General features: G+C 65.1%; 13 protein-coding genes and 1 pseudogene. 5 read left to right on the top strand and 9 right to left on the bottom strand.

Translation table 11 applies throughout. From position 1 onward, the window contains the following. Window positions 1-75: 75 nt before the first annotated feature. Window positions 76-1,287 (top strand): ATP-binding protein, encoded by a 1,212-nt coding sequence (locus GPA_RS16180; protein WP_041239829.1) that lies wholly within the window; start codon window positions 76-78, stop codon window positions 1,285-1,287. A 328-nt stretch (window positions 1,288-1,615) separates the two neighbouring features. On the opposite strand, the gene GPA_RS16175 is transcribed toward GPA_RS16180, so the two are convergent. Then, window positions 1,616-1,948 (bottom strand): sortase family protein, encoded by a 333-nt coding sequence (locus GPA_RS16175; protein WP_156791093.1) that lies wholly within the window; start codon window positions 1,946-1,948, stop codon window positions 1,616-1,618. A 476-nt stretch (window positions 1,949-2,424) separates the two neighbouring features. Here GPA_RS16175 and GPA_RS16170 point away from each other — a divergent pair, with 476 nt between their 5' ends. Beyond that, window positions 2,425-4,383 carry a putative bifunctional diguanylate cyclase/phosphodiesterase gene (locus GPA_RS16170; RefSeq protein WP_015540536.1) on the top strand — a complete coding sequence of 653 codons (1,959 nt, stop codon included), beginning with the start codon at window positions 2,425-2,427 and terminating at the stop codon, window positions 4,381-4,383. A 6-nt stretch (window positions 4,384-4,389) separates the two neighbouring features. On the opposite strand, the gene GPA_RS16165 is transcribed toward GPA_RS16170, so the two are convergent. The 8 genes and pseudogenes from GPA_RS16165 to GPA_RS20695 all read right to left on the bottom strand — a co-directional run bounded on the left by GPA_RS16165 (window position 4,390) and on the right by GPA_RS20695 (window position 12,982). Beyond that, entirely contained in the window at window positions 4,390-5,061 is a 672-nt protein-coding gene (locus GPA_RS16165) for a DUF1847 domain-containing protein (protein ID WP_041239828.1), read from the bottom strand. Window positions 5,062-5,158: 97 nt separating this feature from the next. Further along, complete coding sequence (locus tag GPA_RS16160; protein ID WP_167536696.1) at window positions 5,159-6,304, bottom strand: ABC transporter substrate-binding protein; 1,146 nt, start codon at window positions 6,302-6,304, stop codon at window positions 5,159-5,161. Window positions 6,305-6,368: 64 nt separating this feature from the next. Beyond that, entirely contained in the window at window positions 6,369-7,148 is a 780-nt protein-coding gene (locus tag GPA_RS16155) for an ABC transporter ATP-binding protein (protein ID WP_015540534.1), read from the bottom strand. Next, window positions 7,148-8,047: an ABC transporter permease gene (locus GPA_RS16150; RefSeq protein ID WP_015540533.1), complete on the bottom strand. Its 900-nt coding sequence runs from the start codon at window positions 8,045-8,047 to the stop codon at window positions 7,148-7,150. The genes GPA_RS16155 and GPA_RS16150 overlap by 1 nt, the downstream gene beginning before the upstream one ends. A gap of 15 nt (window positions 8,048-8,062) precedes the next feature. Then, the gene (arsS, locus tag GPA_RS16145; RefSeq protein WP_015540532.1) at window positions 8,063-10,120 is read right to left on the bottom strand and encodes an arsenosugar biosynthesis radical SAM (seleno)protein ArsS; all 2,058 of its coding nucleotides are present in this window, start codon (window positions 10,118-10,120) and stop codon (window positions 8,063-8,065) included. A gap of 8 nt (window positions 10,121-10,128) precedes the next feature. Further along, the gene (locus GPA_RS16140) at window positions 10,129-11,217 is read right to left on the bottom strand and encodes a GTP-binding protein (protein ID WP_015540531.1); all 1,089 of its coding nucleotides are present in this window, start codon (window positions 11,215-11,217) and stop codon (window positions 10,129-10,131) included. Window positions 11,218-11,230: 13 nt separating this feature from the next. Further along, window positions 11,231-12,328 carry a methyltransferase domain-containing protein gene (locus GPA_RS16135; protein WP_015540530.1) on the bottom strand — a complete coding sequence of 366 codons (1,098 nt, stop codon included), beginning with the start codon at window positions 12,326-12,328 and terminating at the stop codon, window positions 11,231-11,233. Window positions 12,329-12,512: 184 nt separating this feature from the next. Continuing rightward, window positions 12,513-12,982 (bottom strand): annotated as a pseudogene (locus tag GPA_RS20695) (DUF5714 domain-containing protein). A gap of 426 nt (window positions 12,983-13,408) precedes the next feature. Between GPA_RS20695 and GPA_RS16125 the strand changes: the two are divergent. From GPA_RS16125 to GPA_RS19675, 3 genes are all read left to right on the top strand, one after another. Continuing rightward, on the top strand, window positions 13,409-14,035 hold the full coding sequence (locus tag GPA_RS16125; protein WP_041239827.1) for a type IV toxin-antitoxin system AbiEi family antitoxin domain-containing protein: 627 nt from the start codon (window positions 13,409-13,411) through the stop codon (window positions 14,033-14,035). Next, window positions 14,035-14,922, top strand: a complete 888-nt coding sequence (locus GPA_RS16120) for a nucleotidyl transferase AbiEii/AbiGii toxin family protein (protein WP_049784297.1) — start codon at window positions 14,035-14,037, stop codon at window positions 14,920-14,922. Before GPA_RS16125 ends, GPA_RS16120 begins: the two co-directional genes overlap by 1 nt. 105 nt (window positions 14,923-15,027) lie before the next feature. Further along, the coding region (locus GPA_RS19675) for a hypothetical protein (RefSeq protein ID WP_041239826.1) at window positions 15,028-15,279 on the top strand (252 nt) is incomplete at its 3' end.

Raw genomic sequence — 15,279 nt, 5'->3', positions numbered from 1 at the left:
TACACAAATCCCCAAAACGTAATATAATTCAATTTTGGGGAATAAACACAACATACGTTGTTGAGGAGGATACCTGTGAAGCTTATTGAACGAACGGCGTACCTTTCGGAGATGTTGGAGCTTGCCGATACGCCGGACATCAAAGTCATCACCGGCGTTCGCAGGTCGGGCAAGTCAAAGCTTCTGGAGGCCCTGGCGCAGAAGATCTCCGGGCGACAGCCCGATGCGAACATCATCCGCATCAACTACAACCTCACGGACTTCGAGGACATCATAGATTACCGCTCCATGGAGGCATACGTGGAGGAGCGCTACGAGCCCGGCCGGCAGAACTACCTTTTCATCGACGAGGTACAGATGTGCAGGTCCTTCGAGAAGGCGATAAACAGCCTGCATGCCAGGGAGAAGTACAGCATATTCGTTACCGGCTCGAACGCCTTCCTGCAAAGCAGTGACCTGGCAACCCTGTTCGTGGGCAGGACATACGAGATCCCCGTCTATCCGTTCTCCTTCGGGGAGTACCTCGCATACTACCCGTCCCAGAACATCTACGACAGCCTGACCAGCTACATCTCGGATGGGGGCATGGCGGGATCGTACATGTACAGGACCGAGGAGCAAAGAAGGCGCTATATCGACTCCGAAGTCCTGAACGCCCTGGTGGTGAGGGATATCGTGAGCAAGTACAAGCTGAAGAACGAGCAGCTGCTCCATGCGCTCATCGACTACCTCATGGATAACGTCGGGAACCTCACATCCATCCGGTCGATTGCCGACACGCTCGAATCGAACAGGACGAAGGCCGACCACAAGACGATCGGCAAGTACGTAGACGCGCTATGCAAGGCGTTCGCTTTCTACAGAATCCGCCGATACGATATCCGCGGAAAGAGGTACTTGAGGTCGGAGGACAAATACTACCTTGTCGACCAGTCGTTTAGGTTCGCCCGCCTCGGCACCAAGAACATGGACTATGGCCGAGTGCTGGAGAACATCGTCGCCATAGAGCTCCTGCGGCGCGGCTACGAGGTGTATGTCGGCGTGCTGTACAAGAAGGAAATAGACTTCGTCGCCATCAAGCAGGGCGAGAAGCTCTACATCCAGGTTGCGAACAGCATATCCGAGGAGCGAACGTTTGAACGAGAGGTGGCCCCCCTGCTAGCGGTAAGGGACGCCTACCCGAAGATCCTGATTGCCCGAACGTACCAGCCCGAATACCAGTACGAAGGCATTCGGATTGTCGACGCCGCCGATTGGCTGTGCGGTTCGAATCCCCAAAATCAATAGCACTTGCTTTTTGGGGAATGTGCCGTGTTCCGATGGTCGGACATGCGACACTTTCCTTACGTTACCGCGCAGCTTTTTCGCTACAACGTACGGGGCAGCCATGGGAATCACAGCGATTTCCAACCAATGGTTCGACAAAGCGTTGGTAAATCTTTCAACCAGCTGCCCAACAATTCAAACCAGTTTTTACATACCCTAAAAAAACGGTCGAGAAGGGCGGGTTTCGCCCTTCTCTCCGCCTGTTTAGCGCTGACCAATGATGGGCAGAGATGCGCTTAGTTGGTGCGCAAACTGCGAATCGAACGTGGCGCGATTTCGGGATGGCTAATCAGGGAACCATTTCGATCTTGCAGTAAAGGAGCGTCCTCTCGTTTCCCCATGTCGAGTAGCTGCAGGTGCAGAGCGTAACTACGTTCTCGACTGAACCGAAGTCGAATCCGGCAGAGCTCAAGTTACGGTCGGATGCGGCCGTGACGCTTGCCAGCCATGTGGCGTGGTCTGAGGCTGTGTCAAACTCGAGCCTCGCGGTCTCGCGGTTGGCGTTGACCCTGTCTACCGCCAGGACGGTCAAGCTAGCCTTCTCAGTTGGGGTTTGGATCTGTATCGGCGTGTGCTCGTCCAGGTAGGCGACGTCGATGAAGCCGCCGAGCTTGGAGAACATAGTCCCGTCCTGCAGATGGTGGCCGAACACCAGCGCGTTAGGGCTATGCAGGAGACCTCCCTCCGCGCATTCCCAAGTCAGGTACGGAACGCCATGGTCGCCTATGGCACTCCCCGGCGCAGACCGTGCTGCGCAGAATGCTCCGAACAGGGAAAACCTTGAGGACCGCAGGGAAAGGGCCGCCCCGCTCGCACGTTAAGGGGCGCGGAGATTGCCAAACCGGCCGTTTTCTGCCAAAAGGGGCGCCGGAGCGCTACACCACCGCTCGGCGAGCGATGCCGGCCATGCCCGCCATGCGGGAAAGGAGGCGCCCGGGGAGGACCTGCGGGAACGGAGGACCTGCGCCGACGGCGTTCAGGGGAAGTTCAAGAATGAATTGTGCGGGGCGGAGCGGGGACGAGACGTTACAATAAGACAGGGGGTTGCGGGATGCGGCCCTCTCGGCGGGCGCCGGGAGACGAGGATGGGCGAACGACATGGGATGGAACGTATCGGCTGAGGTCATCGCCTTCATCATCGTGCTCGTCATCTCCGTGTACTCGCGCCAGAGCCATGCGGTGCCGTCGCCGAAGAACCGGGTGTTCCGGCTCTGCCTGGCCACCACACTGGGGGCTATCGGCACGAACCTGGCCTCGACGCTCATGATCGCCTATGCGCCGCTGGAGCTGCTGCCGCTCACCTACCTCGTGACCCTCTGCTACTTCGTGCTCACGCCGCTTCTGGGCACCGTGTACTTCTACTACGCCGTGGCCGTTGTGGGCGAGGCGCGGCCGGTCGGGCGGGCCTTCGTCCTGGCGAGCGGCGTGCCGTGCGCGGCGTACTTCCTGCTGGTGCTGGCGAACGTCCCCACCGGCTGCCTGTTCTCCTTCGACGCGGCGGGCGTCTACATGCAGGGGCCGCTCATTATAGCCACCTACCTGGTGTTCTACTTCTACTGCGTGGCCTGTTTCGCGCTCGTGGTGTTCACGCGGGCGCCCATCGACCCCGTCATCAAGCGCATCCTGGCCGTGTTCCCGCTCATCGCCGTGGGCGTGATAGCCGTGCAGCAGCTGTTCCCAACCTATCTGCTGTCGGGGTCGGCGGCCGCGTGCTCGCTGCTCACCATCTACCTGTACCTGCAGAACAAGCGCCTGTCGGTCGACCAGCTCACCGGCGCCTCCAACCGCCAGGAGTTCCTGTCCATGGTCTCGCTCATGGACGAGAAGGGGCAGCCGTTCACGGCCGTGCTCGTTTCGCTGTCCAACTTCAAGTTCATCAACGACAAGTTCGGCCACGAGAACGGCGACCGGTTCCTGCGCGAGTTCGCCGCGTACCTGGGCACTGTCGGCGAGGCGCGGCTCTACCGCTACAGCGGCGACCAGTTCGCCCTGATCGCAAGCTGCGACGGCGCAGGCGGGAACCACGACGAGGCCGCCGCGACGGCCACCCTGATCGCCCCGCTGCAAAAGCGCCTTGAAGAGCCGTGGCGCATCGGGGGGCACTCCTGCACGGTGGGCGCGGCCATCGGCGCCGTGAGCTATCCCGCCATCGCGCGCACGCCCGGCGACGTGGTTGCCGCCCTGGAATACGCCACGGTGGAGTCGAGGAAGCTGGAGCCAAACACCCCCTGCGTCTGCACGCCGGAGATGATGGGGGCCATCCACCGTCGCAACGCCATCGCCGACGTGGTGCGCCGCGCGGCCGAGCAGGACGGCTTCACCCTGAACCTGCAGCCCATCTGGTCCGAGAGCGCTCGGCGGTTCGTGGCGGCCGAGGCGCTCTGCCGCCTGACCGACGACGAGCTGGGCCCTATCCCGCCCGACGAGTTCATCCCCATCGCCGAGCAGATCGGCGTCATATCAGACGTCACGCGGTTCATGCTGGAACGCGCCTGCGCGTTCGTGCGCTCCTACCGGGACGCCCACCCGAGCACGACGTTCCACGGCGTGTCGGTGAACTTCTCGGCCGTGCAGTTCATACAGGACGACCTGGCCGAATCGGTGCTGGCCGTGGTGGCGCGCCACGGCATACCGGCGTCGTGCCTGCGCGTGGAAGTGACGGAGAGCGCCATCATCGCGAACCCCGAGGCCGTGCGGGCCTTCATGGAGAAGATGCACGCACAGGGCGTGCGCTTCTACCTGGACGACTTCGGCACGGGGTACTCGAACCTGTCCACGCTGCTGGAGCTGCCGTTCGACGTGGTGAAGCTGGACAAGAGCATCCTGCGGTCCGTGACGGAGGACGAGCATCTGGTGGAGTTCTTCGCGCTTCTGGCCTCCGGGTTCGGCGTGCTGGGCACGCAGGCGCTCTCCGAAGGGGTGGAGACACCGGAGCAGCGGGCCTTCCTGGGCCGGTGCGGCTGCGACCTTATGCAGGGCTACCTGTTCTCGCGCCCCCTGCCGCCCGAAGAGGCCGCCGCAGCCATCGCCGCAAGCGAGGGGCGCGGCGAGGAATAGCGCCCGTCAGGCCCGCCAGGCGGGGTGCTGCTTGAGCATGCGGTTGTAGGGCGAGGGGCCGCAGGCCGCGTGCAGCGCCGCCACCGGGTTGTGCACGAGGGCGCGGTCCTTCACCACGAGCGTGGTGCAGGGGGCGGCGGAGCGTTGCGCGAACAGGATGTCGTGGCCCACGCACAGGCCCATGACGATGTTGAGGTCGGTGCCGGCCTCGTTCAGCAGCCGCGCCTGCAGCAGCGGGTCGCACGACACCGCGCCGTAGTCGCAGCAGCTGTCGGCGACGCCGAGCTCGGCGCGCGTGAGCGAACCCACCTTGCAGGCCATGCCGTACACGTCGAAGCCGTTGGCGCGCAGGATGCGCGCGAGCGTGCGCCCCTCCCCCAGCAGGCCGGAGCACACGGCGATGCCGAGCTTCCGCGCGCCGGTGCGGCGGGCGTACTCCATGGTCTCCTCCACGCGGCACCAGTGCTCGTCGAACGCGAGGCGCGCCGTGTCCGAGGCGGCGGCCATGATGCGGTAGACCTCCTCGTCGCGGTACTGCTCGAGCAGCGCGGCGCGATCCTCCGCGGCGAGCGCCGCCGTCGCGCAGAAGGGCGGGTACGCCCCCGACCCGTCGGCGCAGCCGCCCGAGCCGCAGTCGGCGCACGAGGGCCCGTAGGCCGCTGCATGTTCGTTGTCCACGGTCGTTGTCCTTTCCCCGGACTCGCGCCTTGCGCGCAGTTCGAAGGGGGCCGTGCGGCATAAGCCCCCGCCGACCCCCTCCCGCAGCGCCTGCTGGCTAGTCGCCCAGCTCCGCGTCCATCCACGGGATGAGCGGGCAGGCGGCCTTGATCTGGTCGGGCGTCATCTCGTAGCCCTTCTTCTTCACGGCCTTCGCAAGGGAGTCCAGCATGGTGTCGGTCATGCCCGTCTTCCAGTCGGCCACGGAAAACGCCGCCCGCACGGTGTCCTCGGACGCGCCCATGCTGTCGGCGCAGATCTTCACGCACTCGGCCTCGTTCGCGCTGTCAGCCATATAGTCGGTGGCCTGGTCGAGCGCCTTAACGAACTCCTTGAGGGAGGCCTCCTCCTTCTCGTAGACCTCCTTCGTGGTGATGTACGCCGCCACGTCGTAGGAGTTCGTGTCCGCGTTGGAGCCTACGCGGTAGGAGCCGGGGGCGGCGGAAAGCGCCGTGTCCGGGTAGGGCTGGCTCGCGGCCATCAGGTCGATGTCGCTGCCGGCGGCCAGCACCGTGGGCAGCGTGTTGGCCTTCACGTCCACGAGCGTCACGGTGCCGTCGCCCTCGGTGCCGAAGTCGTTCACCGACACGCCCATGGCGCTCATCCACGACTTCACGGCCGACTCGGTGGTGGCTCCTTGCTGCACGCCCAGCTTCACGGGGCGGCCGAGCGCGGCGGCGGCCGCCTCGAACGAGGCCTTCACCTCCGCCTTGTTGTCCGACGCCTTGTCGTAGGGCGTGATGGCCGTATCACCGGTCATTGACGGCGATGCAACGATGACCTGCGAGTTCGTGTTGCAGTTCGTGCCGCAGAGCACCACGATGTCATCGCCGTACTGGCCGAGCGCGTCTGCCACCGGGCCCTGGCCCGTGGCCGCGATATCGGCGGAGCCTGCGAGGAGCGCCTCGACGGACTGCTGGCCCGAGCCGCTCACGGTGAGCAGCTCCACGTCCATGGGCGCGGCATCGAAGTAGCCCTTCTTGTCGGCCACGATGACGGTCTCGTAGCCGGCCTTGTTCAGGTAGGCCACCGATACGGGCTCCAAGGCCTCCTGGCTCTCGGAGGCCGGGGCCTCGCCCTGCTTCGCGTCGCCTTGGCCGTCGCCCGAGGCGCAGCCCCATAGGCCTGCCACGCCCAGGGTAAGAGCCGCCATGCAGGCGAGCAGCAGCACCTTCGCCTTCGCCGTGCGTTTCCTTGTTCTCATGATCGCTTCCCTCTCCTTCTTGCGTCGTGCGGCCGTGCGGCCGCCCTTTCCCGGCATATGCGCATCACGCATCCTCCGCAAACGAGCACGCGCTCGCGGGCATGAGGTCCCGGATCTCGGCATGGAGCCGCCGGGCCTCGGGGCTGCCCGCATCGCGCGGCAGGTCTTCGGGAACGCGCCATTGCCCGATGATGGATCCCGGCGTGCCGGAGTACAGCACGATGCGCGATGCCAACAGCACCGCCTCCGAGATGTTATGGGTGATGAACACCACGGTCTTGCGGCGCTCGCGCCACAAATGGAACAGGCTCGCGTCGAGGGCGGCGCGCGTCTGCTCGTCGAGGGCAGAGAACGGCTCGTCCATGAGGAACACGTCCGAGTCCATGGCCAGAAGCCGCGCGATGGCCACGCGCTGCTTCATGCCGCCCGACAGCAGGTTGGGCCGCTGGTCGGCGAACTCGGCCAATCCCACGGCGCGCAGAGCCGAAAGCGCCGTGTCGCGGCGCGCCGCGCGCGGGGCCCCACATGAGTCGAGCGCGAACACCACGTTCTCCAGCACCGTGAGCCACGGCAGCAGGCTGTACTCCTGGAAGACCACCCCACGCTCGGGGCCGGGGCCCGCCACCTCGCGGCCGCGGTAGCGCACCGAGCCGCGCGTGGGCTGCTCGAACCCCGCGATGAGGTTCAGAGTGACGGTCTTGCCGCAGCCGGAGGGGCCGATGAGGCACACGAACTCGCCCTCCTCGATGGCGAGGTCCACGTCGTCCAGCACGATGCGCGCCCGGCGCTTCGAGCGGTCCGTCCAGTACGCCTTCGTGGCGTGGGAAAGCTCGATGAGCGCCATCAGTACCCCTCCTCCAGGCCCAGACGGTGCCGGATGGCCTTCTCGAAGGTCGCCAGCACCACGCGGTCGATGGCCAGCCCGATGACGCAGATGACCGCGATGCAGGCGAACGCGCCCACGTAGTCCAGCAAATCGCGCGTGAGCTCGATGGAGTAGCCCAGGCCGATCCCCGTGCCCACCACCATCTCGGCGGCGATGAGCACGCGCCACGCCGATGACATGCCCACGCGCAGCGCGTTGATGATGGACACCGACGCCTGCGGCACGAGCACCTTCAGGAAGATGGCCGGCCCGCTCGCGCCCGCCATCTTGGCCGCGCGCACCAGCACCGCGGGCACCATGCGGATGCCGCCCGCCACGTCCACGGTGATGACCATGGACGACACGGCGAAGATGATGAAGACGGCCGACTCGTCGCCCAGCCCGAACAGCAGGATGGCGATGGGCAGCCAGGCCAGGCCGGGAATCATCTGGAAGATGGACACCGGCGCCATGCCGATGGCGTAGATGCGCGTGAAGTAGCCGAGGACGGACCCCAGCACGATGCCGAACGCCGCCGCGAGCGAAAACGCCACCAGGAGGCGCTGCACGCTGGCCCCCACGTGCGCGTAGATGCTCTGCCCGTAAAGCGAGCGCCCCTCGAACAGGTACTCGCTAAGGCGCGCGAACGTCTCCACCGGCGTGGGGAAGCGCAGGGCGGAGGCCCCCGTCCCGTTGAAGAAGAGGGCGAACAGCCCCCAAATGGCCAGCACCACCGTCAGGCCGGCCACGATGGACCCGAACGTCTTCGCCCGGTCGCGCGCCCGTCCGCCACGCACGTCCACGAAGCCCCCGTCGGTGCACCCGCCATCGAGGTGCCGCTCTATGAGGCGGTCGTCAGCCGACGCATGTGCGCGCATACGACTCGCCCCCCCTCACTCGCCGTACTTGTCCATGAGGCTGCCGCCGCAGGAGCTGCCGCAGCCGGCGGCGCAGCTGTAGCAGAGGGGGCTCGTGGCTATGGTGCGCGGGCCCAGCGGCTCGTCCACGAGGTCGCGGACGTTGCGCGGCCCGTCGAGCGGCAGGCCCAGCACGTGGTTCACCTCGCAGTCGTACAGGCGCCCGTCGTAGTCGACGTTCACCTGCGAGCGGCACATCATGCGCGCCACCACGGCGCCGTTGTAGTTCTCGGACAGCAGGTCCAGGTAGTAGTCGAACTTCCCCTCGCGCTTGAGCTGGTTCGCGAAGCGGCCGAGCGCGTAGTTGTTGAACGCGTAGAGGTTGTCGAACCTCACGTGCTGCTCGCGTTCCAGCTCCCAAGCGTAGAACTCCTCCAGCTCGCGCTGATCGGGCGGCAAAAACGGGCCCGACACGTTGTAGGCCACGTCGATCTTGAGGGCGGGGTCCACACCGTACCCGAGCTCGTTCAGCTCGCGCAGCACACCCACCACGCGGTCGAACACGTTGCGACCGCGCTGCAGGTCGCAGCCCTGCTCGTTGAAGTACGGCAGCGACGTCACCAGGTGCACCCCGCACTCGGCGTACACCTGCATGAAGTGCCGATACTCCGGCGCGTCCAAGATGGTGAGGTTGCTGCGCACGATGACCTCGTCGGCCAGCGCGGACGCCTCGCGCACGAACCATTCCAGATGGGGGTTCATCTCGGGCGAGCCGCCGGTGATGTCGAGCGTGCGGAAGCCGCCTCGCGCAAAGGCCGCGAGCACCGCCTCCATCGTCTCGCGCTCCATGCACTCGGCGCGCTGCGGGCCGCTCTCCAGGAAGCAGTGGCTGCACGCAAGGTTGCAGCGGTAGCCCACGTTCACCTGCATGGTGGCGAGCTCCGGCGCGCTCCTCAGCAGCTCCTTGTCGTGCACGCGCTGGTCGAACGGCTCGATGCCCAGGTCGCGGTACGCCTGCTCCAGCTCGGCCAACCCGATGCGCCGCTTCCCGCGCGCCAGCTCCAGCGCCTCCTGGGCCGCACCCTGGTCGAAGGCGCCCACATGGTGCGTGCGGTCGCCCCGCACCTCGAAATGCGGGGCATAGCGCGACGCGCGCAGCATCGCGGCCATGTTCCCGCTCACGGCCACCGGCCGGCCCTTGATGAGGCGCAGATCCTCGGTCAGGTCGAAGTAGCGCCCGTTCTCGGGCATGGTGCCCAGGTACGTGGCCGTCTGCCCGTAGTTCTCCTCGCGGTCCTCCAGGTCGGCGCACTTGATGGCGCGCACCGTGTGCGAGGCGAAGCCGATGCAGCCGAGCTTCGTCTCTATCTGGAAGTCGCCCACGTGCAGGGGCTCCGTCTCCACGTCGTAGAACACGGGCATGCCGTGCTCGGCCAGGATGCGGCGGAAGTCCTCAATGTAGAGCGCGCCCGAGAGGCACTCGCCGCGCAGCACCGGGTCGTCGTAGAACTTCGGCGGCACGCGGCGGTCCGAGAAGATGTCCGAGAAGTACAGCTCCCCGCCCGGCTTCAGCACGCGGGCTATCTCCTTGAACACCTGGTCCTTGAAGGGCGACAGGTTGATGACGCAGTTCGACACCACCACGTCCACCGACTCGTCCTCAATGCCAAGGGCCCCCAGATCCTCGATGAACCCGCAGTGGAACTCCACGTTGGAGCGCGTGAAACCGAACCGCGCCATCTGCGCCGCCTCGTGCCGCCGCGCGAATGCCAGCTGCTGCTCGGTCATGTCCACGCCGATGACGCGCCCCGAAGGCCCTACGAGCTTCGAGCAGATATACACGTCGCGCCCCGTGCCGCACCCCAGGTCGAGCACCGTGGCGCCCTCCAGCGCCGGCGGGATGGGCGAGCCGCACCCGTAGAAGTGCGCCATGATCTCGTCGTCGATCTCGTTCATCACGTCAATGACGTACTTCGGCGGCGTATGCGCAGTGCAGCAGCAAGCGTCGGTCTTCAAGTCGTCGCTCCCCTGCAGCGTCTCCCCATAATATTCGCGCACCAGCTCGCGAATATCCCTGCTCTCATCGACTCCCATGCTGTCCCCTATCGACCTTCGTCCGCCATGCCGAAGCATTCCGTGAAGAACACCTGGCAGTCCAGGTCGTACTTCTCGCACACCTCGTCCAGCGCGTCGTCCATGAGTCGCGCGAGCGGGCGCGCCTCGCACACGGCGCGCGCGTTGATGATCATGCGCAGGTTCTTGTGCGGGCGCAACAGCTTCTGCGCGTACTCCACGTCGTAGTCCACCCCGATGAGCGACGCCTTGTTGAAGTCGCCGTTGCCCGAGGTGGCAAACGTCTTCAGGTGCGGCACGTTGCGCTTGCGCTCGATGAGCCCCATGCGGATGCCCTCGATGAGGTCGTCCACCACCGCATTGCAGTCTATCTTGCCGCCATCGTTCGTCTTGAGGTACAGGCGGCGGTTGTACCAGGTGAGCTTCGCCTCCGCATCGGCGAACTCCTGGTTGTGGCGCACCGAGAAGTTCTTGAGCGCCGTCTCGTGCGTGGTGATGAAGTCCGCGAGCTCCGCGATGTTCGTCTTCTCCAGCGCCGAGATCACGATGACCGGGATGTCGGGGCAGGCCGTCTTGAGAAAGTCCACGTAGCGGTGGATGCCGGCCTCCTCCAGCAGGTCGGCCTTGTTCAGCACCACGAGGTCGGCCTCTTCCAGCTGCAGCTTCAGCAGGTACACCAGCTCCTCGGGCAGGTTGATGTCGGCCCGCTCGGGCATGATCATGCGCAGCCGCTCGGGGTCCACCACCACGGTGAACGGCGAGAGCGTGAACTCGTCGGCGCAGTCCTCGGCCAGGCGGTGGTACACGTGGTCGAGCGCGCCCACGCCGCAGCCGGGGATGTCGGACATGACGAACACCGCCCCGTCCTTGTCGCGCAGGCGGCGTATCTGGTCGATGGTGTTGTCCATCTGGTAGCAGATGCAGCCCGAGGCTATCTCGGCCACCGTGCAGCCCGACGTCTGGGTGAGGTTCGTGTCCACCAGGTTCGCACCCAGGTCGTTGGCGATGATGGCCGTCTCGCCGTAGGTTTTGCTCAGGTGCTCGGCCAGGGCTATCATCGTCGTGGTCTTGCCGGCGCCCAGAAAGCCGCTCACCACCATGAATCTGATCTTGTCCATTTCCGTGCCTTTCCTAGCAGCAGCTCACCATGACGGGCTGGTCGTCCTCGTCCACGACGCCCTCCCAGTCGGCGGCCGTCTTGATGATATGGTCGCCGTGGATATCGCCGTAGTGCGCCGAGCGGTCGCCCTTCACGGTGATGACCTTCGCGTAGCGGCAGCCCCCAAGGCCCAGCACCGACACGTTGTCGCACACGTGGCACGGCTGGCCGGCCGGGAACTTGATGTCCTTGTCGAACAGGAAGAAGTCGGGATAGTCGGGAAGCGTCCCGTCGTAGACGACCTCCTCGCCGTAGTCCTCGCAGTGGTCCGACGTGAGCTCGGAGTTCAGAAGGCGGCAGGTGACGGTGGCGAACGCGATGCCGGGGAAGAGGGACGCCTCGGCGTCGGTCAACGGCGTCTTGCGCGTCACCACGTAGCGCGGGTCGTGGAAGCCCAGGCCCTGGGCGATGCGGCGGAAATCCTCCACGAACAGGGCGCCTCCCAGGCGCAGGGCGACGTTCTCGATCTTGTCCGAAGTCTCCTGCGGAATGCGGCGGTCGGCGAACACGTCGGTGAAGTACCACTCCCCCTGCGGCTTCAGCACGCGCTTGACCTCGGCGACGTAGGCGGCCTTGTCGGGCGAGAGGTTGAACGTGCAGTTGGAGATGACCACGTCGGCCGTGCCGTCGGCCAGGAAGGAGAGGTCCTCGGGCACACCGTGCACCAGCTCCACGTTGGGCTGGCCGTAGCCGAACTGCTTCATCTCCTTGTCCAGGTACTTCTGCGCGATGGCCAGGCGCTCCGCGTTGGGCTCCACGCCGACGACCTTGCCGGCAGAGCCCACGAGCTGGGCCGCCAAGTACGTGTCGCGCCCCGACCCGCAGCACAGGTCCACCACGGTGCACCCCTCCAGCAACGGCGGCAGCGGGGCGCCGAACTCATGGAACGTGTTCTTGATCTCGGCGGCCACGTTGAAGAGCTTGTCCTTCGCCTCGCCGGGCACGGCGTCCTCGGCGTTGCGCGTGCGCGCGGTGGCCTGCGGGTCGATGCCCTGCGCCTTCGCGATCGCATCGTAATACTCCTGGTAGCCGCCGGCCTCGGCCTTGAGGTAGTAAGCATGGTAGTCCATCGTCGCCCCGCCTCCCCGATAGTTGTTTGCATCCTATTATTATAAGATGTAGTCTAGCACTTTGAGGCGGATGTTCAAGCGGGGAAGCGTCGGCAAGGGAAGTGCAGCGTGCCGACGGCCGGCGTTCAGGCGGAATATGCCGCCGGTTACGCCGCCGGGAAGCAGCCGCGCCGTCGGCGGCAGGCTACCTGCCGAAGAACGGGCAGCCGGCCCTCAGGCACTCGCGGTTGCGGTGGAAGTAACGGCAGGTTATGCGCTCGGGCATCTCCATCTCGATACCGCGCAGCTCGGCCGTGTACGCCGCCGCCTCCTGGAGGGCGACGAAGCCTGTGCGCTTGCAGCAGCGCGGCCCGCCCAGGTCGGCCAGGCGGGCGAGGATGCGCGAATCAGGCGCTGCGTCTCGGCCCACGGCCCGCGCGTCATGGGCGTGGAACCCGACACGATGCTCCAGTACATGCCCGCGCTCACGGCCGCGTCGCAAGTCCCCCAGAGCCCGCACGTGCCGCCCGGCACGTTCATCGAGCGGTTTCGCATCTCAGCAAGCGCCCGGGGCAGGTCGAGGTCGACGCCGGCGTTCTTGTAGGCGGCGAGCAGCGCGGCGCCCACGAGCGTGTGGTGCTCCGGCCCGTTGGGGAAGATGGACTTGTCGTCCATCATGGCCATCGCCATCTCCACCGGGTTCTTCGAATCGGCGAACGAGCAGTACTCCATGACATGGTCGACGCCGCCCTCGCGATGGCACACGTCGCACACGTAGTGCCCCGCCGTGCACACGGAATGCCCCGTCTCCTTCTTGCCGCAGATATGGCAGGAAACCTCCCGCGCCTCCTCGAAGTAATCGAGCGGCTCCCCGCACACCAGGCAGATCGCCAATCCCGCAGACATACGCCTCTCCTTCCCTCTCCTTCTTGCCGGCGCGACCTCGCGCGCCCTCAACTCCACTTGACGGTTTTCCTCACCACCATGCCCACCATAATAGCGGTTCGCGCAACCGTGAACCATCGTTCCGTGCCGAGCGTCCGTAGGTTACATTTTCCAATATCTTGTTTCAAAAGTATCCTTATACGATACAATTGAAACATGAATAGACGTGATTACCTTTCCATCATGAATGAGCTTTCCGCATCGGAGGGCGTTTTCACCACGGCGCAAGCCATGCGTCTCGGCATTCCGCGCAACGTGCTCGCCAAGGCTCGCGAAGCAGGGAAGCTCGTGCGCATCGCCCATGGTGCGTACCGGATGGCGGGGACTCCGGCGTCGCAGCTCGACGAGCTGACCGCCGCATGGAAGCTCACCGACCCCGCGAAGATGACGCACGAGCGGGTGCCCGTCGATGCCTGGGACGGCATTGCCGTCGCAGGGAACACGGCCGCCTCGATCCTCGGCATCGGGGATTTCTACCTCTCGCCTTACCGCATCCTCGCCCCGAGGCGCATCAACTCGCGCAACGTCGAGACGAGGTTCGGCGTGCGCGACATCTCCCGCAACGAGGTGTCGTTTGCAAGCGGCATCCCCGTGACAAGCATCGAGCGCACCTTGGTTGACCTCGTGCTGGACGGCGAAGACCCGTCGCTTGTGGAGGACGCGCTCTCCGATGCCCGGGAAAAGGGCTTAGACGAAGAAAGGCTCATACGCCTTGCGGCAGATGCCGGTGCCTCGGCTCAAGCGAAAAGGAAGATGGCAAGGATCTTCGGGGAGGAAGCATGATGGCGTACGCAACCCCCACAGCCCTCGAAATGGCGGTCAAGGCCGCCGCGAAGGCATCATCGCTTGACACCGGGAGAGCCGTCTCGGGTTTCTACTTCCATCGATTCCTGTGCCGCATATTCAGCAGGCAGGACACGCCTTTTGTGCTGAAGGGAGGCCAGAGCATGCTTGCACGTACTGCGGATGCACGAGCCACCCGAGACATCGACCTGCTTTCTGAGAAAGCGGATATCGACGAAGCGCTCGCCGAACTCAAGCATCTTGCAGCCATCGACCTCGAGGACTTCGTAACCTTCGAATTTGTCGGATACAAGCCGATCAAGGCCGAAGACGACTACCGAGCAGGACTCAACGTCACCTTTACACCCTTGCTTGGAGGAAAACGGCTGCAGGATATCTCCATCGACCTCGTGTTCGATCAGATCGCGTACGGCAAATCCGAGGTTGTCGAGCCAGCCGACAGAATCGACGTACCGGATATCCCGACGTTCGGCTATCGCATCTACCCCGCCACGTGCTCCCTTGCCGACAAACTCTGCGCCATGGTCGAAATGCATGGCGACAGGCCCTCCTCGCGCGTCAAAGACCTTGTAGACGTTGCGGTTTACGCCGTGACCACCGACTTCGACGGCGGAGAGCTTTGCAGGCGGGCGCGCATCGAGGCGACCGTGCGGGGAATAAAGCTTCCCGAGAAGTACGCGGCGCCCATGGAGTGGAAACGGCTTTACCGCGGCACCTTCAGGAAGCTTGTTCGGCAAACCGGTCTGCCCCCGGAATACGCCGAGATCGAGACGGCAGAAGCACTTGCGGCAAGCCTGCTCGACCCGGTCTTGTCGCAAGAGGCCGACGGGCGGCGCTGGTACCACGAAAATCTGGGCTGGGAGTAACGCCCGGCGAACTTCCGCGGTTGCATCCGGGCTCCTGCTATACTGTTCGGGTATACCGTAAAGCGGCACTTGCGCCTCTGGCCGTCACGTGAATGGGAGTTCTCAGTGGCATCTCACGATTTCGGGGACGACGTCTTCCTCGCGCCCGCGCAAGGGGGCAGCCTGGCGACGGTGACGTTGCCCATGCTGGAAGATTTCCTGTCGGACTGCGAGGTCGTCCATCGGCCTCCCGCCGCGCGCCGCACGTTCCGCTGGTTCGCCGCCGTGTCGCACGAGCAGGTGGCGAGCACGGCGCCGAGCGACCTGGACGACGCGCGGCTGCTGTTCGTATGCCGCCTTGGCATGGCCGGCACGCTC

Source organism: Gordonibacter pamelaeae 7-10-1-b (assembly GCF_000210055.1).
Lineage (GTDB): Bacteria > Actinomycetota > Coriobacteriia > Coriobacteriales > Eggerthellaceae > Gordonibacter > Gordonibacter pamelaeae.
Note: the sequence above shows the minus strand (reverse complement) of the source record. Positions and strands in the feature narration are given on the sequence as shown.